18 protein-coding genes are annotated in these 18830 nt (G+C 62.2%); 1 reads left to right on the plus strand and 17 read right to left on the minus strand.

Annotation, left to right across the window (positions count from 1 at the left end):
- The 3 genes from FP2506_RS00290 to FP2506_RS00300 form a co-directional block, all read right to left on the minus strand.
- Positions 1–2016: an acetyl-CoA carboxylase biotin carboxylase subunit gene (locus FP2506_RS00290; protein ID WP_007065324.1), complete on the minus strand. Its 2016-nt coding sequence runs from the start codon at positions 2014–2016 to the stop codon at positions 1–3.
- Positions 2013–2390, minus strand: a complete 378-nt coding sequence (locus tag FP2506_RS00295; RefSeq protein ID WP_148227417.1) for a hypothetical protein — start codon at positions 2388–2390, stop codon at positions 2013–2015. The genes FP2506_RS00290 and FP2506_RS00295 overlap by 4 nt, the downstream gene beginning before the upstream one ends.
- A gap of 85 nt (positions 2391–2475) precedes the next feature.
- Positions 2476–4008, minus strand: a complete 1533-nt coding sequence (locus FP2506_RS00300) for an acyl-CoA carboxylase subunit beta (RefSeq protein WP_007065326.1) — start codon at positions 4006–4008, stop codon at positions 2476–2478.
- Between the two features lie 163 nt (positions 4009–4171).
- Between FP2506_RS00300 and FP2506_RS18870 the strand changes: the two genes are divergently transcribed.
- Positions 4172–4336, plus strand: coding sequence for a hypothetical protein (locus FP2506_RS18870; protein WP_007065327.1), 165 nt, complete (start codon positions 4172–4174; stop codon positions 4334–4336).
- Positions 4337–4393: 57 nt separating this feature from the next.
- Here the strand turns inward: FP2506_RS18870 and FP2506_RS00305 are convergent, their stop codons facing one another.
- The 14 genes from FP2506_RS00305 to cls form a co-directional block, all read right to left on the minus strand.
- On the minus strand, positions 4394–5689 hold the full coding sequence (locus FP2506_RS00305) for a glycerate kinase type-2 family protein (RefSeq protein WP_007065328.1): 1296 nt from the start codon (positions 5687–5689) through the stop codon (positions 4394–4396).
- A 5-nt stretch (positions 5690–5694) separates the two neighbouring features.
- The gene (locus tag FP2506_RS00310; RefSeq protein WP_007065329.1) at positions 5695–6663 is read right to left on the minus strand and encodes a 2-hydroxyacid dehydrogenase; all 969 of its coding nucleotides are present in this window, start codon (positions 6661–6663) and stop codon (positions 5695–5697) included.
- 99 nt (positions 6664–6762) lie between these two features.
- On the minus strand, positions 6763–7659 hold the full coding sequence (gene sucD / locus FP2506_RS00315; protein ID WP_007065330.1) for a succinate--CoA ligase subunit alpha: 897 nt from the start codon (positions 7657–7659) through the stop codon (positions 6763–6765).
- An 11-nt stretch (positions 7660–7670) separates the two neighbouring features.
- Positions 7671–8858, minus strand: coding sequence for a malate--CoA ligase subunit beta (locus FP2506_RS00320; protein WP_007065331.1), 1188 nt, complete (start codon positions 8856–8858; stop codon positions 7671–7673).
- A gap of 24 nt (positions 8859–8882) precedes the next feature.
- Positions 8883–9821, minus strand: coding sequence for an HpcH/HpaI aldolase/citrate lyase family protein (locus tag FP2506_RS00325; protein WP_007065332.1), 939 nt, complete (start codon positions 9819–9821; stop codon positions 8883–8885).
- A 30-nt stretch (positions 9822–9851) separates the two neighbouring features.
- Positions 9852–10076 (minus strand): hypothetical protein, encoded by a 225-nt coding sequence (locus FP2506_RS00330; protein WP_007065333.1) that lies wholly within the window; start codon positions 10074–10076, stop codon positions 9852–9854.
- Positions 10077–10304: 228 nt separating this feature from the next.
- Positions 10305–10922 (minus strand): LuxR C-terminal-related transcriptional regulator, encoded by a 618-nt coding sequence (locus FP2506_RS00335; RefSeq protein ID WP_007065334.1) that lies wholly within the window; start codon positions 10920–10922, stop codon positions 10305–10307.
- Between the two features lie 123 nt (positions 10923–11045).
- Positions 11046–13838: a phosphoenolpyruvate carboxylase gene (locus tag FP2506_RS00340; RefSeq protein WP_007065335.1), complete on the minus strand. Its 2793-nt coding sequence runs from the start codon at positions 13836–13838 to the stop codon at positions 11046–11048.
- Positions 13839–14082: 244 nt separating this feature from the next.
- Positions 14083–15198: an alanine dehydrogenase gene (gene ald, locus FP2506_RS00345; protein ID WP_007065336.1), complete on the minus strand. Its 1116-nt coding sequence runs from the start codon at positions 15196–15198 to the stop codon at positions 14083–14085.
- A gap of 141 nt (positions 15199–15339) precedes the next feature.
- Positions 15340–15846: a hypothetical protein gene (locus tag FP2506_RS00350; protein ID WP_007065337.1), complete on the minus strand. Its 507-nt coding sequence runs from the start codon at positions 15844–15846 to the stop codon at positions 15340–15342.
- A complete protein-coding gene (locus tag FP2506_RS19110) occupies positions 15828–16265 on the minus strand; it encodes a hypothetical protein (protein WP_007065338.1) in 438 nt (145 codons plus the stop codon). Before FP2506_RS19110 ends, FP2506_RS00350 begins: the two co-directional genes overlap by 19 nt.
- 14 nt (positions 16266–16279) lie before the next feature.
- Positions 16280–16681 carry a hypothetical protein gene (locus FP2506_RS00360; RefSeq protein ID WP_007065339.1) on the minus strand — a complete coding sequence of 134 codons (402 nt, stop codon included), beginning with the start codon at positions 16679–16681 and terminating at the stop codon, positions 16280–16282.
- Positions 16682–17137: a hypothetical protein gene (locus FP2506_RS00365; RefSeq protein ID WP_007065340.1), complete on the minus strand. Its 456-nt coding sequence runs from the start codon at positions 17135–17137 to the stop codon at positions 16682–16684.
- Positions 17138–17361: 224 nt separating this feature from the next.
- A complete protein-coding gene (gene cls, locus FP2506_RS00370) occupies positions 17362–18759 on the minus strand; it encodes a cardiolipin synthase (protein WP_007065341.1) in 1398 nt (465 codons plus the stop codon).
- Positions 18760–18830: the final 71 nt, after the last annotated feature.

The raw sequence follows: 18830 nt of genomic DNA on the forward strand, positions 1-18830 counted from the left end.
TCACTCGAACTCCATGATGACGTCGTCCACCGCGAGGCTGTCTCCCTCCGAGACGGCGACCTTCGAAACCGTGCCGCTGCGCTCTGCTCTTAGCACGTTTTCCATCTTCATGGCTTCGATCACCGCGAGGATCTGACCCTCGTGGACCTGATCGCCTTGCCTTGCCGACAGCGTCATGACGACCGCGGGCATGGGGGAGATGAGGAACTTCGAAAGGTCCGGCGGCAGCTTTTCCGGCATGAGCCTCGCGAGCGGCGCGACATGGGGTGGATAGACCTTGAGCGCGACATCGAAGCCCGCGCCGCGCAGGCGGTAGCCGGAGGTAATCGCGTTGACTCGGTAGATGCTCGTGCGTCCGCCGAAGGTAAGTTCGGCCGTGAGATCGCCGGGCTGCCATGCGATCTCGGCCTCAGCCGGAGCCGCGCCGTCGATCGAGACGTCGCCTTCGGTGATCGACACCGTGCGCTCGCCTTCGCCGAGGGGCACCATGACGGTGCGGGTGAAATCGCCCTGTGGCGGCAAGAGCTTCTCGAGACGTTGGCCGCTGGCATCGGTCGGCAGGCGGGTCGCGCGCTGGGCCATCAGCGTTGCTGCCACCGCCATGCGGGTGAAGGTCTCGGCGTCGGGTTCGACGTTCTCGAAGCCGTCCGGGTACTCCTCGGCAATGAAGCCGGTCGAAATCTCGCCCGACTGCCAGCGCGGATGGCGCATGATGGCGGCGAGGAAGGGTACGTTGTGCTCGATCCCGTCGACGACGAAGGCGTCGAGCGCGTCCGACATCGCGGCCACCGCGTCGTCGCGCGTCTCGCCCCAGGTACAGAGCTTGGCGATCATCGGATCGTAGAACATCGAGATCGCCGAGCCTTCGGTGACGCCCGTGTCGTTGCGAATGATCGTGCCGTCCTTCGCCTTGCCTTCCTGCGGCGGACGGTAGCGCGTGAGGCGGCCGGTCGAGGGCAGGAAGCCGCGATAAGGATTCTCTGCATAGATGCGGGATTCGATCGCCCAGCCCTTGATGCCGATATCGCCCTGGGTCAGCGACAGCTTTTCGCCCGCCGCGACCCTGATCATCTCGGCGACGAGATCGACGCCGGTGATCAGCTCCGTCACCGGATGCTCCACCTGCAGCCGCGTGTTCATTTCGAGAAAGTAGAAATTGCGGTTCTTGTCGACGATGAACTCGACCGTGCCCGCGCTCTGGTACTCGACGGCTTTCGCCAGCGCCACCGCCTGCTCGCCCATCTTTTGCCGCGTCTCCTCGTCGAGGAAGGGCGAGGGGGCTTCCTCGATGACCTTCTGGTTGCGCCGCTGGATCGAGCATTCGCGTTCGTTGAGATAGATGCAATTGCCGTGTGCGTCCGCCAGCACCTGGATCTCGATGTGCCGGGGCTCCTCGACGAACTTCTCGATGAAGATGCGGTCGTCGCCAAAGGAGGACGCGGCCTCGGATTTGGAGCGCGCGAAGCCTTCCTTGGCCTCCTCGTCGTCCCAGGCGATGCGCATGCCCTTGCCGCCACCGCCGGCGGATGCCTTGATCATCACCGGATAGCCGATTTCGGCGGCGATCCTGGCGGCTTCGTCCGCGTCCCCAATCAGGCCCATATGGCCGGGCACGGTGGAAACGCCCGCGTCCGCTGCGATCTCCTTGGAGGTGATCTTGTCGCCCATCGCCTTGATGGCCTTGGACTTCGGCCCGATGAAGGTGATCCCGGCCGCTTCCAGCGCCTCGCAGAACTTGGCGTTCTCAGACAGGAAGCCATAGCCCGGATGCACCGCCTCGGCGCCCGTTTCACTGCAGGCCGCGATGATCCGGTCCGCCACCAGATAGGATTGGTTCGCCTGCGCCGGCCCGATATGCACCGCCTCGTCCGCCATCCGCGTATGGACGGCGTCCCGATCCGCATCCGAATAGACCGCCACGGTAGCGATGCCCATCTCCTTCGCGGTCTTCATGACCCGGCAGGCGATCTCGCCCCGGTTGGCGATGAGGATTTTGGAAAAGGGAGGCTTCGTCATACTTCGAGAATGTCCTGAAAGGCGTCGGGGTGCGTCTTGCGCGCGACGGTTTCGTCGACGCGCAGCAGGGCTTCGTAGGATTGCGGATCGAACGGGTGTTCGGCGGGTACGATCTCACGGTTGAAAAGCCAGGAGATGCGTCCCGCATCGAGATTGCCGCGCTCGAAGGGCTCGTTGCCGAACATGTGCCAGACAGCATGGAGAAAGGCGGTGTCGGCGAGCTTTTCGGTCGAGGTGCGGTCGTGGAAACGCTTGCGCTCGATGATCTTCGTCGCGCCCTTGGGGTTTGCCCGGCGCACGGTAAACTGGAAGCCGGTGCCGGGAAGGCCGGATGGAAAGCCGCGATGCTTGGTCATAGGCGGGAGCTTGGGCATCAGCGGTCTCGCATGGGTTGGATGATCGACTGGTTGCGCCGTCCTTGGCAGGATGCCGCCCTTGAGACCATGGTGCGCGCAGCGATCACAGCGGAATATTGTCGTGCTTGCGCATCGGCTCCGGCACGTCCTTCGTCTTCAGGATCTCCAAAGCCCGCAGCACCCGTCGCCGCGTGGAATGCGGCATGATCACCTCGTCGATGAAGCCGCGCTGGGCGGCGATGAAGGGGTTGGCGAAGCGATCCTCGTATTCCTTGGTGTGGGCTGCGAGCTTCTCCGCGTCGCCGGCATCCTTGCGATGGATGATCTCGGCCGCGCCCTTCGCGCCCATCACCGCGATCTGGGCGGAGGGCCAAGCATAGTTGACGTCGGCGCGGATGTGTTTGGAGGCCATCACGTCGTATGCGCCGCCATAGGCCTTGCGGGTGATGACGGTGACCTTCGGCACGGTCGCCTGGGCGTAGGCGAAGAGCAGCTTGGCGCCATGCTTGATGATGCCGCCATACTCCTGCGAAACGCCCGGCAGGAAGCCGGGCACGTCGACCAGCGTCAGGATCGGGATATTGAAGGCGTCGCAGAAACGCACGAAGCGAGCGGCCTTGCGGGAGGAATCAATGTCGAGGCAGCCGGCGAGAACCATGGGCTGGTTGGCGATAACGCCAATGGACTGGCCGTTCATCCGGATGAAGCCGATCAGGATATTGCCGGCAAAATCCTTCTGGATTTCTAGAAAGTCGCCCTCGTCGGCGATCTTTTCGATTACCTCGCGCATATCGTAGGGCGTGTTCGCATTGTCCGGAACGAGGGTGTCGAGCGAGTTCTCCAGCCGGTTCGGATCGTCGTGGACGTCGAGGGTCGGCGCGGTCTCGCGCGACGAGGACGGCAGGAAATCGAAGAGCCGGCGCACCTCCATGAGGGCCTCGACGTCGTTGTCGAAGGCGGCATCCGCGACGGAGCTTTTCTTCGTGTGGGTGGTCGCGCCGCCGAGCTCCTCGGCCGTCACCACCTCGCCGGTGACGGTCTTCACGACGTCCGGCCCGGTGACGAACATGTAGGATGTGTCGCGGACCATATAGGTGAAGTCCGTCATCGCCGGCGAATAGACCGCACCGCCCGCGCAGGGACCCATGATGACGGAAATCTGCGGCACGACGCCCGAGGCTTGCACATTGCGCCAGAACACCTCGGCATAGCCGCCGAGCGAGGCGACACCCTCCTGAATGCGCGCGCCACCGGAATCGTTGAGGCCGATCAGCGGAATGCCGTTCTGGACGGCAAGATCCATCACCTTGCAGATCTTCTCGGCATGGGTTTCCGAGAGAGAGCCGCCGAAGACCGTGAAATCCTGGGAAAAGACGTAGGTCGGCCGGCCGTTGATCGTGCCCCAGCCGGTGACGACGCCATCGCCCGGATATTGCTGCCTGGCCATGCCGAAATCGGTGGCACGGTGGGTCTTGAAGGTGTCGTATTCCTCGAACGAGCCTGGATCGAGCAGGACGTCCAGCCGCTCGCGAGCCGTCAGCTTGCCCTTCTCGTGCTGCTTGTCGATCCGCTTCTGCCCTCCGCCGAGCCGCGCCTCCACGCGCTTCTCTTCAAGCTGTTCGACGATTTCGAGCATATCCGGTCTCCTGTGCCGGGTACGACTTAGGGCATGGGGGCGGACGCAGACAAGGTGGGGAACAGCGCTATGTTCCGGCTGTGGGTAAGTCGTTTCGCCAAGCGCTTCGAAAACAGCGGGCTTCGTCGAAAAAGGCTTCGCAACCCATGACGGGAGAGCCGCGATGACTCAATGGTACGGTCTTCTCGAGCCGCTCGTCGTACTCATCGGCCTTGCGTTGCTTCTCTACTATCAGGTCTGGAAGAACCCGTACGAGATCGAGAAGCGGCAAAAACGGCGTAGGGAGAAGGCCGAGAAGAAGGCAGCGCGGGAGCATGGCGAGGAATAGCGCGCCACCTCTTGGCGCAGATCGTGGCTCGATCGAGCAGAGGCGAGTTTGTTGCGGCTACCGCAGCAGGATCACCTGGACGTCCGCAACGTTGGTGCCCGTCGCACCAGTCTTAACGAGGGCGTCAGCGGCCTCTAGCGCAGGATTAGAGTCGTTGTCAGCCAGCTTGGCCTCCGGATCGAGACCCGATTGACGCATCCTGTCGAGGGTCTCTCGATCGACGATCGCACCCGCTGCATTGGTGGGACCGTCCCGGCCGTCGGTGCCGCCGGATAGGAAGACCCAGTCGCCGCTGATCGGCTCGGCCTCGGCGAGCATGGCGAAACGCATCGCCATTTCCTGATTTCGGCCGCCAGTACCGCCGCCCCTCAGAACGACGGTGGTTTCACCGCCCGCGATGATGGCAATGGGCTTTCCGCCAGAGGAATGGTTGCGCAGGAGTTCTCGGAGGCGCTGAGCCGCATCGGCGACGTCGCCGTCGAGCCAGCCATCCACGCGATCGGTCACATAGCCCAACTCTTCCGCGGCGGCTTCCGCCGCATCGCAGCTGAGACTGTTTGAGCCGACGATGACGGTCTCGAATTCCTGAGACGAAAAGTCCTGGTCTTCGCTCGTTCCCCGCAAGCGGGCGAGGGCGGCTTCGGGGATCCGGTCCTCGATCCCGTAACGCTGAACGATGTCAAGGGCGGCTTCCGGCATATCGGCGGGAGGAACGCTCGGGCCGGAGGCAACCGATTTGGGATCGTCGCCCGGCACATCGGAAAGGATAAGGGAGAGCACGCGGGCCGGTGCGGCTCGCTTGAGAAGCCCGCCTCCTTTCAGACGCGAGAGCTTGCGGCGGACGGTATTGATCTCGTCGATCGGCGCGCCGCAGCCAAGAAGCGCGTCGTTGACGGCAATCTTGTCCTCAAGCGTCAAACCCTCGGCGGGCGCGGTCAGAAGCGCCGATCCGCCGCCCGAAACGAGGACGAGAACGAGATCGCCCTCTTCGGCGCTGTCGGCGGCCGCCTCAATGGCTTCGGCGCCCTTTTCGCTGCCCTCCGTCGGGGTCGGATGACCGCCGACATAGGTGTCTACCCCGGCGATGACCTTGGCTGCATCCTGCGTGGTGACCGCAACGCCGGCCTTCAGCTTGTCCTGTACGTAGGGAAGGGCGGCCTCGGCCATCTGGGTCGCGGCCTTGCCAAAGGCGATGAGGACGATCGCCTTCGCATCGAGGATTTGTGCATGACGGTCACGAAGCGCTGCCTCGACCGCGTTCGCCGGATCGGCGGCCTCGACCGCGCGCTGGAAGATCGCCTCTGCATCGGCGCGAAGCGAAGGGTCCGGGCCCTGATCCTGCGTTTCGGACATGCGTTTCAGGCCACTCGATCGCCGGGTTCCTTGCCGGCGAAGAAGGCTTCGAGATTGTCCATCACGCGCCAGCCCATGGCATCGCGCGTCCATTTGGTCGCCGAGCCGAGATGGGGGAGCATGACAGCGTTGGTTTCGAGAAGCGGTGGCGGGATCGTCGGCTCACCTTCGAACACGTCGAGGCCGGCGCCAGCGATCGTTCCGTTGTTGAGAGCGTCGGCGAGGGCCTTCGCATCGACGACCTCGCCGCGCGCGGAATTCACGAGGATCGCGGTCGGCTTCATCATGGCGAGCCGCTCGGCATTGATGAGATGGTAGTTCTCCTTGCCGCCCGGCATGTGGAGCGAGACGACGTCGGCTTCCTTGAGGACGGCTTCGATGGAATCGCGGGGCTCGGCCTTGGTCGCCGCCGCCTTTTCCGGTGAAACGGGGAAGGCGTCGTAATAGATCACCTTCATTCCGAAGCCGTGATGGGCCCGTTTTGCGGCTTCCTGGCCGATGCGACCAAAGCCGAGGACGCCGAAGGTTCCGCCGGAAATCTTGGTGCCGATCATGTGTGTGGGTCGCCAGCCGGTCCAGTTTCCGGCGCGCAGTTCGCGCTCACCTTCGCCGGCGCGGCGCGCGGCCATCAGCATCAGCGTCATGGCAAGATCGGCGGTGCATTCGGAGAGGACTTCCGGCGTATTGGTCACGACAATGCCAGCCTTTTTGGCGGCGTCCGTGTCGATATGGCTGTAGCCGACGCCGTAGCTTGCGATGATCTTCGCCTTGGGGTCGGTGACGTCGAGCACGGAGGAGTCCACGCTGTCGGAGACGGTCGGGCAGACGGCGTCGTACTCCATCAAGGCTTGACGCATAGCGTCCTTGGACATCGGCTTGTCGTTCTCGTTGAACGTTACGTCATAGGTCTCGGCGAGTTTTTTCTCAACGGCTTCGGGCCAGCGGCGCGTTACCAGTATCTTCGGCTTGCTCATTTATGCGAATCCTCCTCCCGCGTGCGAACAAGAAAGGGCGAATGGCGCGGATTGTCCATACCCGCGCCAAAGCCTCGGTAGACGGGCGATCCGGCCCCGTCAGGCGGCTTGCTTGGCGCCAATCATCTCCTCGACCACCTCGCCGAACGCCGATGGATGGGGCACGACATGGATGCCGCACTCCTTCATGATCTCGATCTTCTCGGCCGCCGATTCGCCCTCGGTGGACACGATGGCGCCGGCATGGCCCATGCGCTTACCCTTGGGAGCCGAAGCGCCCGCGATGTAGGCGGCGACGGGCTTGGACATGTTCTTCTGCGCCCAGCGAGCGGCTTCCGCTTCCTGTGGTCCGCCGATCTCGCCGATCATGACGACGGCATCGGTCTCGGGATCGGCCTCGAAGAGTTCGAGGCAGTCCTTGAAGGACGAGCCGTTGATCGGGTCGCCGCCGATGCCGATCGACGTCGAGACTCCGATGCCTTTTTCCAGCATCTGCGAGGCCGCTTCGTATGAGAGCGTGCCCGAGCGCGCGACGATACCGATGCGGCCCTGCTCGTAGATGTTGGTCGGCATGATGCCCATGAAGCCGTGACCGGGCGAGATCATTCCGGCGCAGTTCGGGCCGAACAGGCGCATTTTGTCTTCCTGCCGGTAGCGGCGCATGTAGCGCTTCACGCGCATCATGTCCTGGGCAGGAATGCCGTCGGTGATGCAGACGCAGAACTTGATGCCCGCATCGGCTGCTTCCATGATCGAATCCGCCGCGAACGGAGGCGGCACGAAGACGATGGAGGCTTCGGCCCCGGTTTCCTCGACCGCGCCGCGGACCGTGTTGAAGACGGGCAGGTCGAGATGCATCTGGCCGCCCTTTGAGGGTGTCACGCCGCCGACGACTTTGGTGCCGTAGCGGATCATGTCCTCGGCGTGGAAGGTCCCGATCTTGCCGGTGAAGCCCTGGACGATGACCTTGGTGTCCTTGGTAAGCAGTACTGCCATGATATCCTCCCTTAAGCCGCGGCTTTCGTTCCGCCGGCGTCCTTCCAAGCCTTCACGGCCTTTTCGGCACCCTCCTTGAGGGTGTCGGCCACGATGATGTCCTCGCCGGAGTCGGCGAGAATCTGCTTGCCCTTCTCGACGTTCGTGCCGGCGAGGCGGACGATGATCGGCAGGCTGACGCCGACCTCCTTCTTGGCCTTGATCACGCCCTCGGCGACCCAGTCGCAGCGGTTGATGCCGGCGAAGATATTGACGAAAATCACCTTGACGTTCTCGTCCTGGAGGACGGCGCGGAAGCTCTTGGCCACGCGGTCCGGACTTGCGCCGCCCCCAATGTCCAGGAAGTTCGCTGGTTCGCCGCCGGCGATCTTGATCATGTCGAGAGTGGCCATGGCGAGGCCGGCACCGTTGATGATGCAGCCGATCTCGCCGTTCAGGCCGACATAGGAGAGCCCGCGATCGGAGGCGAAGGTCTCGCGCGGGTCTTCCTGGCTCTTGTCGCGGAGTTCGGAGATTTCCTGGCGGCGGAAGAGTGCGTTCTCGTCGAAGCTCATCTTGGCGTCGAGCGCCATGACGCTGCCGCCGCCCGTAATCACCAGTGGATTGATTTCGAGCATCGAGCCGTCGTAATCGCGGAACGCGCGATAGCAGCCGAGGATCGTGTCGACCATCCGGTTCACGACCTTGTATTCGAGGCCGAGATTGTAGGCGATCTCACGGGCCTGAAATTCCTGCAGGCCGTGTCCGGGATCGACCACCGTCTTGATCAGCGATTCCGGCTCTTTGTCGGCGATCTCTTCGACCTCCATGCCGCCGGAGGAGGACGCGATGATCATGATGCGCTCGGCTTTGCGATCGAGCACGAAGCCGAGATAGAGTTCCTGCGCGATATCGACCGTCTCTTCGATGTAGAGGCGATTGACGAGCTTGCCCTCGGGGCCGGTCTGGTGCGTTACGAGACGCTTGCCGAGCATCTCCTCGGCAGCTTGTTTCACCGCCTTGTCGCTGTCGCAAAGCTTGACGCCGCCTGCCTTTCCACGAGCGCCGGAATGGATCTGCGCCTTCACCGCCCAGCGTTCGCCGCCGATCTCGCTGGCGCGATAAGCCGCCTGCTCAGGGCTGTAGGCGAGGCCTCCGCGCGGCAGGTTCACGCCGTGCCGGGCCAGAAGCTCCTTGGCCTGATATTCATGGATATCCATGTCGTTTCTCCCTTTCGTCGCCGATCAGCGTGCGTTGATAGCTTCGTGCATTTTCAGAACGTTCTGGGCCATTCGCTCGGACGCGGCGTCGATCATCTTGCCGTCAAGCGAGGCTGCGCCCTGACCCTTGCCCTCGGCCTCCTTGAGAGCTGCGATGATCTTGCGGGCCTTCTCGACCTCGGCATCAGGCGGTGAGAACACGTCGTTGGCGAGCTTGATCTGGCTCGGATGGATCGCCCATTTGCCCTCGATCCCAAGCGAAGCGGCACGGTTGGCGCCATCGAGGTAGCCGTCCGGATCCGAGAAGTCGCCAAAGGGGCCGTCGATCGGCCGCAGGCCGTAGGCGCGGCAGGCGACCGTCATGCGCGACAGGGCGTAGTGCCACTGATCGCCAGGATAGTTCGGGTTGAGTCCGCCGATATTGGTGGTTCGCGCCTTGTTGAAAGCGGCATAGTCGGCAACGCCGAAGTGCAGGGCCTCGAGACGGCCGCCATAGGCCGCGATTTTCTCGACGTTGGCCATGCCGAGGGCGGTCTCGATCAGCGCCTCGATGCCGACCTTCGTCTCGTAGCCCTTCGCCATCTCGATCTGATTGACCATGGCCTCGACCATGTAGATGTCGGACGGATTGCCGACCTTGGGGATCAGGATCGTGTCGAAGCGGTCGCCGGCTTGTTCCATCAGGTCGACGACGTCGCGATACATGTACTTCGTGTCGATGCCGTTGATACGGACGGAGACCGTCTTGTTCTTGGCGCGCCAGTCGATATCGTTGAGGATCTGGATGATGTTCTTGAGCGCCTTCTCCTTGTCGGGCGGCGCGACCGCATCCTCGATGTCGAGGAAGACGTAGTCGGCCTCGCCGTCGGCGGCCTTTTCCATCATCGTCGCGTTCGCGCCCGGCACTGCGAGTTCGCTGCGCTGCAGCCGGAATTTCCGTAGGTTGTGGAGCTCGTGGCTCATGGGGTCTCCTCCCTGTGATGTCGGTTGGCCTCAGATCGTCGCGGTGGGGCGGTGCGGATCGGAGGCGGTCGGCGGGTCGATGATGGTGGTGCGGACGGAACTGCGCGCTGTGACGGCGAGCCGGACGACGAGCGGGTCGCGATGGCGATAGAAACCGGACGCGTGGCAGGCCAAGGCGGCGCCGAAACCGGCTCTGTCTTCGCAATCCGGTGCAAGCGCGCGTTCCGGCACAAACCCCTGTTTCCGACCGGTCATGGCAAGTCCTCCCAGCGACTTCGACTTGCCGGGAAGTATCAAGCCCGGGGTGTTCCAACACAAGCAAGGGAAGGATAGGAACTTGATTGGTTCCGGGTAGGAAAACCTACCCGAATGAGATGCGACGTTTCTCTGTTTGTCTTGCCGAGAGATGTGCAAGAGAATGTCGACCAGACAAACCAGCTACCCGATTGCTTCCGCGCTGCAGCAAAAGGGGATGAATGCCCGTCAGCGTTGCTCGTTGAGCCAAACGGCGACCGCCATTGCGCGGTTCTGGACGTCGAGCTTCTCGTAGAGATTCTTGAGGTAGTATTTGACAGTGTTCTGCGAGATCCCGGTCCGTGCTGCGATCTGTACATTCGTCCAACCGAGGGCGAGCATGGAAAGGAGTTCGCGCTCGCGCACCGTCAGCTTGGAGATCGCCGTATCGTTGACGAGTGTGAGATCGAGATAGGGGATGCAGATGCGCCCGTTTGCTACCGCGAGCAGCGTGTCGAACAACACTTCCGGATCGTCGAACTGGTAGCAGAAACCATAGGTACCGAGCCGGACCGCCTGGCGCAGTATCACGATATCTTCTTCCGCCGAGAAGATGACCACGCGCGGCGGCTTTTCCTTCTCCTTCAACTTGATGAGGAGCGACGCGCCGTCCATGTCGGCAAGTGTCCAGCCGACAACAACGATGTCGAAATCCGGGTCGTCGGATCGGCGGATGATCTCCGCGCCGCTTTCGGCAGTTCCGGTAAAGGCGAATCGCTCGTCCTTCCCGATCAGATGCTTCAGCGCTGAAACGACGAGCGGATTTCGTTCCGCGAGCAGGACCCGGATGGGTTTTTCGGCAGCCATAGTCCTCCCCCGCCGACACGCCGGAGGTGCCGGACCGGAGCGTCGTTCGTACGTCTTCAGTTTAGAGAAAATTCAAGTTGCGGGTAAAGGCCCGGCGATCTCGAATTATTGGCGACACGCGTCTTACCCCGTCCAGCCGAGGCCGGCAGACGTGCAATGGATCGACAGGAGCAGCGCGTCCAGCGTGCGCGGATCGCTGTCCTTCACCTTGGCCGTATTTCGCACGCGAGACAGGAGCTTGACCTGGAGATCGTGTACGCCGGTCAGCTGCGGAGCGACTCGGTCGATCTGGCGTTTGTGGACTGGGAAGCGCTCGGAAAGATCATCGGCACCGGTGACCTCGATGAGCATGGTCTTCGTCAGTTCGTATTCAGCCTCGATCTTCTCGAAGATCGCCCTGCGCACCGTCTCGTTCTCGACGAGAGCCACGTATTCTCGCGCGATATCGAGATTGCACTGATAGTGCTGCTTCTCGACCTCGTCGACGATGAGGCGGAAGAGGCGCGAGTTGCGGAACATCGATTTCAGTAGCTTCATCCCGTCGTCGCCGCGCACCTTCACAAAGCTGTCGAAGGCTGTGCCAATGCCGTACCAGCCGGTCATCAGATGTCGGTTCTGACTCCAGGCGAAGACCCATGGAATGGCGCGCAGCTCGGAAAGGTCTTTCGGGCTGCCGCCGAAGCGACGTGCAGGTCGTGAGCCGATATTGAGGAGACCGAGTTCTTCGACCGGGCTTGCCTGGTTGAAATAGTCGATGAAGCCTTCCGTGCCGATCAGATCGGCGTATGCCGTCTGGGAGAGGCCGGAGAGCGCTTCCATCGCCTCGTTGAATTCGGCGTTGTCCTTCAGTTCCTTCTCGTGTGGACTTTTCAGTGTATGCGCGAGGACGCTCGCGGTGAGGATTTCGAGATTGTGGAGTGCCGTGCCCTTGTTGGCGAACTTTGACGAGACGACCTCGCCTTGTTCGGTCAGTCTGAGGGCACCATCGACAGTCTCGGGCGGCTGAGCGGCGATCGCCCGGCCAGTCGGCGCGCCGCCGCGGCTGACCGAGCCGCCGCGGCCGTGGAAGAAAGAGACCTTGACCCGACGTTTCACGCCGATCTCGTGCAGCGTGCGTTGCGCCTTGGACAACTCCCAGTTCGAAGTGAAGAAGCCTCCGTCCTTATTGGAGTCCGAATAGCCGAGCATGACCTCCTGCCGGTCGCCGCATTCGCGCAGGGAACGGCGAATTGCGGGAATCGAGATCATTTCGTCCAAGATGTCCGGCGCGGCTCGCAGGTCGTCGATGGTCTCGAAGAGCGGGACGATGGCAAGGGTCGTCGCCGCGCTCGGATCGTCCCCGGCCGTAATGCCACCCCAGCGCGCGAGGAGGTGGCAGGCGATCATGTCTTCGGCTGACTCCGTCATCGACAAGATGAAGGCGCCGATCGAGCGGTTGTCCTTCAGCTTGGCTTCCCGCATCACCCGAAAGAGATTGACGGTTTCCTGTGCGTCGTCAGAGAGTTCGTGGCCGGAAATATCGGGTTTGCTGTCGCTTCTCAGAGCTTCGCGCAGTCGTGCTCCCCAACCTTCGTCGCCTTTCTCGATCCTCTTTTCCTCGTCGACGCCGAGATTGAGCAATTCGGCGACCACTTTGTTGACGATCGTCGCGTTCTGTCGAACGTCGAGTGCGGCGGTATGGAAACCGAAGATCTCGAGCTGCCAGATCAGCGGGCGTACAAGGCGCTCGGCGACCGCGATGGCGCCGATTTCGATCAGCCCCTGATTGAGAGCTAGTATTTCGCCGCGCATCTCGGCCGGGCTTCGATAGGGCGTCGCGGCGCTTTCGCGCTTCTCGCCGTTCTCGGCGGAGAGCGTCGCGCGGAGCCGAGCACGGACCGCGCAGACGAACTGGCGGAACGGTTCGTTCGGGTTGCGATTTGCGATGCCGTCGCGCTCGCCGCTTAGGTCCATCGCGCTGTTGAGAGCCTCTCGAAAGGTCTCCGGGATGGTGCAGACATTGGTCGAGACACTGAGCTCGACAGTAAGACGCTGCAGCGGGACGAGGTAGGATTCGAGCGCTGCACGGCGGTACTCTTTCAGAGACTTCCGGGTGAGATCGGCGGTCACGAACGGGTTGCCGTCCCGGTCGCCGCCGATCCAGGTGGAAAAGCGTAAGTTCGGCGAAACGGCGGTGGCGTTCTCAGGGGCATGGCGTTTCAACGCGGCCGAGAGTACGTCGCCAAGTTTCGGCACGGTCTCGAATAAAATCTCGCGGAAGAAGTGCAGACCCCACGCCACCTCCTGGTCGACGCTGGGCTTTTCGAGGCGGAGTTCGCCAGTGAGCCATAGAAGTTCGATCTCGCCGCGCAACCGATCGATCAGTTCCTCACGTTCGCGCGGCGACCAGCGCTGCTGCTCGGCTTCGGTAAGCGTGCGGTAAATGCGGCGGTGAATTTCGAGCACCGTAACCCGCTTGGTCTCTGTCGGGTGGGCGGTCATTGTCGGACCGACACGAAGGGCTCCAAGAACGCGTCGGATCTCTTCGCCGCTTTGGCCGTCCGCCATGCACTGGCCGACAACGTTGGAAAAGGAACCCAGGATCGCGTCTGCACTGCCTTTGCGCTCGACAGCGCGGCGACGGCTGGTCGCGGTGTATTCCTCCGCGATGGCGAGGAGCTGAAACCAGGCAGCGATCGCCTGAAGCCCGTCGAGCCAGAGGCTTTCATCGAGTTCACGCACCGACATTGCGCCGTTGACGACGCGGGCGAGGTCCGGGTGCCGACGACGGACTACGGTGCTGAGCTGGGCGAGCAGCAGACCGCGGATGCCCTGTCCGTTCTGCTCGAGGCCCGCATCGGCCATCGCGCTTTCACGGGTCTGGGCGCGTTCGGTCGAGGCATCTTCGTGCTGGCTTTTCAGTTGAACGTTGCTCATGGCGGCTTCCTCCCGAATGTTCGAACCCGGTTGCCCTCCCGGCAAGCGGATGCGAGCGCTCTTCGGTGTCGATAAATCGATTGAAAGCGCACGCTGGCAATTATTTTCAAGGGAAAGTCACGGAACGGCAAGGGAGGGTCAGGGTATCAACCGCAAGGCGGCCGGGTAGAAAATATTCTCCGACCGATAGATGCCGTCATAGCCTCAGATCACCCCGCTGTAAGCGTGTCCGAGAGGGTGCAGCTTAGGCAGCAAGCGCTTTTGGCCCGTCCACGAAATCCGTTTTGAGGGAGTCTGCCACTGCCCGGTTGGTGATCTTTCCGCGGTGGACGTTGAGGCCAGCCATCAGGTGGGGATCGGCCTTCAGCGCCTCCAGACCGTGGTCCGCAAGTGCGAGACCGAAGGGAAGCGTTGCATTGTTGAGTGCGTAGGCTGAGGTAATCGGCACGGCGCCCGGCATGTTGGCAACGCAATAGTGGACGACCCCATCGATTTCGAAGGTGGGTTCGGCATGGGTCGTCGCCTTGGAGGTCTCGAAACAGCCACCCTGGTCGATCGCGACGTCGACGAGAACCGCACCGGTTTTCATCGAAGACAGCATGTCGCGCGTCACCAGTTTCGGGGCGGCGGCTCCGGGAATGAGGACGGCGCCGATCACGAGATCGGCCTGGAATACGCACTCGTCGATGGCTGTCGGGGTCGAGAAACGGGTCATGACACGGCCCTCGAAGAGGTCGTCAAGTTCTCGGAGACGCGGGATCGACCGGTCGAGAATCGTCACTTCAGCGCCGAGCCCGATCGCGATCTTCGCGGCTTCCTTGCCGACCACCCCACCGCCGATTATCGCGACCTTGCCAGGTGCGACGCCGGGCACGCCGCCGAGAAGAATGCCGCGTCCACCATGGGCCTTCTCGAGTGCCCGAGCGCCTGCCTGAACCGACAGGCGCCCGGCGACCTCGGACATCGGTGCGAGAAGAGGCAGGCCGCCCCGCTGATCGGTGACGGTTTCGTAGGCGACGGCCGTGACGCCCGAGCCGATGAGGCCCCTCGTCTGCTCGGGGTCCGGCGCGAGATGAAGATAGGTATAGAGGATCTGGTTCTCGCGCAGTTGCGCCCATTCCTGCGGCTGTGGCTCCTTGACCTTCACGACCATGTCCGCGGCGGCGAACACGTCCTCTGCGCTGTCGACGATCCGGGCGCCGGCTGTTTCGTAGTCGAGATCCGGGGCGTCGATGCCCGACCCGGCGCCGGTCTCGATGATCAGTTCGTGGCCGTGAGCGACATATTCGCGAACGGCGGCAGGGGTGAGCCCCACGCGGTATTCGTGATTCTTGATTTCCTTCGGGCAGCCGACGCGCATGGAACGATCTCCTTGCAAAACGAAAGAGTACGCCGGAACTCCGGCGCCGTCGAATTGTCGCGTAATGCCGTCGAGACTAGAGATGTGAGAGGGTATTTTGGTGTCGATTTCAGCGGGCGTATGCGGCCGGATCAACCGAGGTCATTCGCAGGTCAGCGTCTGCTGGGCTTCGTAAGAGCCTGCCGAGAAAACTCCGGCTGATTTTTGAACGGACATGTCGACGACGAACTCGTGTGTTCCGTCAAGAAGCACGATCGAGAGCGCGTTGAGCGATGCCGCCTCTCCTACACGCCGCATTCCAGAGGTGAATGCCGCGTCACGATCAGAGGCCGCCGGCGACGACAAGAAATCCGTCACCGGTTGCGTCGACAGACGGAAACAGTTCCGGAGCAGATCAGCCCTGCAAAGAAGCGACGGGATTACGCCGCTGAATGTTGTCTGGACCGTCACTTTCGCCGGATAACCTCCGGCATTGCGTGTCGAGAGATTAGTCAGGTCTGTTCCCACAGTCATGAGGCCCGGTGCCTGCACCATGATCGTGCAAGAGCCGATGGCCTGAGCTATCCCGGCTGTGCTGTGGAGATTGAGAAGGCAGGCGAGGAACAATGTCGCGAGTGTGCGCCGCTTGTTCACGGCCTTCCAGACCATCCCGTGTTCGCCCACTCTTCGCTGGGAGACCCACCGTCCGAGACAGGTTCGTTGCCCATTGCGCCCACCCCGGCCTGGCTCCCACCTGCGAGCCCCATTTTCATGATCGCGAGTTCCATACGCAACCGTTCCACCTCCAACTGGTAAAGTTGGCTGCAGTCCAGACGGTCCCCGGACGTACCCAGAGGAACGACCACACGGCCGTATGTCGCCAGATCACTGCCCTTGTTGGAGCGAATTGCACCGACGTCCAGATAGGCACCCGTGCCGGAGACTGCCGACCGACACGTCGTCCCATCGGCTGCCCGCACCTCGTCCTGCCCCTGTGGAAGCGTCACACCGGGCAGATTGAATCCGCTTTGGCTCTGGTTGAGATAGTAGATATCTTCGGCAATCGCCGTCTGCGAGACGCTCAACATGGCGCACGCAAGCACTAGTAGACGATGCGCCGACCGAGGAATTTGCCACATATCTGCGCCTTTATCTGTGTCTGCTGATTGGGGAAGGGCACGCTTTCGGTGCAAATGCGAACCTTGCGCTCGCGCTGTCCGTCAAACGGTACGAGCACGAGAATCTGACGAGACCCGTTGCCGGGCAAAGTGAAATTCCTGCCGGCGACCGATGCCGCTACGGGTCGGAAGTTCTGATCGTAGACCCGGACCGAGACATTGATCGGTTTAGAATAGGGGTTCGCCGGGTAAACACGCACTGCGAACGTATCGGTGAAACTGTTCACGACCTGGCGCATGGGCGACATCGACTGCGCGTTGGCGCTTGTCGGATATATGGAGGCGACCGAAATGATCGCTGCGAGGGTCCAATTCAGCATGTTCATCTATTCACACCGAACGATAACCGTTCCGGCGTAGACACCCGCGCCGAAGGTATCGCTTCCTGACTTCACGCCGGTCAGATGCACGTCGAGGGTATGGCTGCCGGGTATGGTGATCGCGGTCGCGTTGGTCCGTTCGGCAAGCGCCAGAAGGCCTGAACTCTCGTAGGTGGGGGTCCAGGTCGTTGCGGTCGTGTCGGTTCCCGGTGGCGTTACGATTGGACTTCCGTCGACGCTGAAGTTGACCCCGCCCGTTGTCGTGATCGTCACACGACCTGGCGTCCCCCCAACGTTCTTCGAACTGAGATTTTGCATATTTGTGTCGACTGACATCGTGCCGTTCGACTCGACCAGGATCGTGCACGTCGCATTGATGGTTGCGTTGAATGTCACGGTATCTTGAGCGGCAATCGCTGGAGACGAGACAAACAGCGCCAAGAGGATTGGGAGACGGGACATGGGAGAATGCCATTTAGAAACAGATGCTTAGCTAATTTTCGTAAGCTAAGTGCACCATAGCGTTCTAACTAGCAGACGTTGTGGGAAGCTTGCACATTTTCATCGCGAGATAGTGATAAGTGAAATTTATCAGGCGCAGATTGTTCCGCGGATCGCCATCAATCGGTTGTTCTGACCGGGGTGGGTCAAATCGCGTCTTTCGAAGAAAAAATACTCTCGCTCTTTCAGAGGAGCGGACCCACCAATCGGGCCATGTTCTCCAGCAGTCGCTCCCGTCGTCGCCGGGCGCGCCATTCTGTCAGACCGAGCCGGTCGCTTCCCGCAATGTAGCCTGACTGGATGCGTTCGAGGGTCGCGTTGGCCGACGCATCGTGCAGGATGAGGCTGATCTCGGCGTTCAGCGTGAAGGAGCGGACATCCGCATTGCTCGATCCGATAACCCCAACGCGACCGTCGATCGAGACGTTCTTGGCGTGAAGCAGGCGGTCGCGATAGCGATGCAGCGCGATCCCGGCGGACATCAGCTCGTCGTAATATGAGCGTTGCGCGAGGCTGACGAGACGTTGGTCGGCGATGCGCGAGACGATCAGGTCGACGCTCACGCCGCGGGCGACTGCGTTCTTCAACGCCACGAGTAGAGCCTCGTCGGGGATGAGATAAGGCGAGACGATGACGAGACGCTCTCTCGCGTCGTGTACGAGCTCGACCAACAGACGCTCGAAGCCCGGCGTGTCGAAGTCCGGACCGCTGGGCATCGCCTGGAGCGCGGCCTCGCCCTGCGTTTTCGGAATTTGAATGGGGGCCAGTTCCTGCCGAGTTTCCAAATACCAGTCGCTGGAAAACACTGCCTCGAGCGCTGAGACGACTGGGCCCTCGACGCGGGCCACGAGCTCGTCGTTGACGATGCCGGGTCGGAAATCGCGGTCTACGATGTTCTGGGAGCCGACAAAGCCCACCGAACCGTCGATGATGCAGAGCTTTCGGTGATTGCGGAGATCGCCTCGTGCGCGGTGCAGCGCCGCCAGCCGGACAGGAAGGATCAGGCGGGCCTCAATCGAGCGGAATTCGAGCATGGCGATGGTACGCTTGGTCCATGCGCGAGACCCGAGCGCATCCAGCATGACGCGAACTTCGACGCCGCGATTGCGAGCGCGCGCGAGAGCCTCAGCCACTTTCTGGCCGGTGCGATCGTCGGCAAAGATGTAAGTCAGGAGGTGGACCGTGGTTACGGCCTTGTCGATCTCGTTCACCAGAGCATCGACGGCTGCCTCGTAGTCGGTAAGGAACCCGATCCGGTTTCCGCCGCAGACCGGGAAGCCGCCAAGCCTTTCTGCAAGCCTCGCGATGGAGGCAGGACGACTTTCTTCTTTTGCAAGAGAATCGGCCACCATCGCGCGCATCGGCTCGGTTGCCGCAAAGCGCTTGCGCCTCCACGAGGGAAAGCGCGCCCGGCCGAGAAGCCGATAGGCGAGGAGCGCGGGGATGGGCAAGAAAAGGACAAGGAGCAGCCAGGTGCGCGCAGCTTCCGGCGGCCGGCTCATCGGGATCACGACGATCATCACGAGGCGGATCGCCCATTCGCAAAGGAGGTAGTAAAGGGCGAGGCTAGAGGCGTCGAACATCGATTTGCTATCGGTCGGTGAGGGCAGGCCCTGTGATCTTCGCGCCTTGTGTTCGCCGATGTCGGGCGCGG

Origin of the sequence: Fulvimarina pelagi HTCC2506 (assembly GCF_000153705.1) — a bacterium.
GTDB classification, from domain to species: domain Bacteria; phylum Pseudomonadota; class Alphaproteobacteria; order Rhizobiales; family Rhizobiaceae; genus Fulvimarina; species Fulvimarina pelagi.

Coding starts and splice junctions, on each gene's coding strand:
- FP2506_RS00365 (WP_007065340.1), bottom strand. CDS start 17,137: ATGTCCCGTCTCCCAATCCTCTTGGCGCTGTTTGTCTCGTCTCCAGCG.
- FP2506_RS18870 (WP_007065327.1), top strand. CDS start 4,172: ATGACTCAATGGTACGGTCTTCTCGAGCCGCTCGTCGTACTCATCGGC.
- FP2506_RS00305 (WP_007065328.1), bottom strand. CDS start 5,689: ATGTCCGAAACGCAGGATCAGGGCCCGGACCCTTCGCTTCGCGCCGAT.
- FP2506_RS00360 (WP_007065339.1), bottom strand. CDS start 16,681: ATGAACATGCTGAATTGGACCCTCGCAGCGATCATTTCGGTCGCCTCC.
- FP2506_RS00350 (WP_007065337.1), bottom strand. CDS start 15,846: ATGGTCTGGAAGGCCGTGAACAAGCGGCGCACACTCGCGACATTGTTC.
- ald (WP_007065336.1), bottom strand. CDS start 15,198: ATGCGCGTCGGCTGCCCGAAGGAAATCAAGAATCACGAATACCGCGTG.
- FP2506_RS00330 (WP_007065333.1), bottom strand. CDS start 10,076: ATGACCGGTCGGAAACAGGGGTTTGTGCCGGAACGCGCGCTTGCACCG.
- FP2506_RS00340 (WP_007065335.1), bottom strand. CDS start 13,838: ATGAGCAACGTTCAACTGAAAAGCCAGCACGAAGATGCCTCGACCGAA.
- FP2506_RS00335 (WP_007065334.1), bottom strand. CDS start 10,922: ATGGCTGCCGAAAAACCCATCCGGGTCCTGCTCGCGGAACGAAATCCG.
- FP2506_RS19110 (WP_007065338.1), bottom strand. CDS start 16,265: ATGTTGAGCGTCTCGCAGACGGCGATTGCCGAAGATATCTACTATCTC.
- FP2506_RS00300 (WP_007065326.1), bottom strand. CDS start 4,008: ATGCTCGAAATCGTCGAACAGCTTGAAGAGAAGCGCGTGGAGGCGCGG.
- FP2506_RS00325 (WP_007065332.1), bottom strand. CDS start 9,821: ATGAGCCACGAGCTCCACAACCTACGGAAATTCCGGCTGCAGCGCAGC.
- FP2506_RS00320 (WP_007065331.1), bottom strand. CDS start 8,858: ATGGATATCCATGAATATCAGGCCAAGGAGCTTCTGGCCCGGCACGGC.
- FP2506_RS00290 (WP_007065324.1), bottom strand. CDS start 2,016: ATGACGAAGCCTCCCTTTTCCAAAATCCTCATCGCCAACCGGGGCGAG.
- cls (WP_007065341.1), bottom strand. CDS start 18,759: ATGTTCGACGCCTCTAGCCTCGCCCTTTACTACCTCCTTTGCGAATGG.
- FP2506_RS00310 (WP_007065329.1), bottom strand. CDS start 6,663: ATGAGCAAGCCGAAGATACTGGTAACGCGCCGCTGGCCCGAAGCCGTT.
- FP2506_RS00295 (WP_148227417.1), bottom strand. CDS start 2,390: ATGCCCAAGCTCCCGCCTATGACCAAGCATCGCGGCTTTCCATCCGGC.
- sucD (WP_007065330.1), bottom strand. CDS start 7,659: ATGGCAGTACTGCTTACCAAGGACACCAAGGTCATCGTCCAGGGCTTC.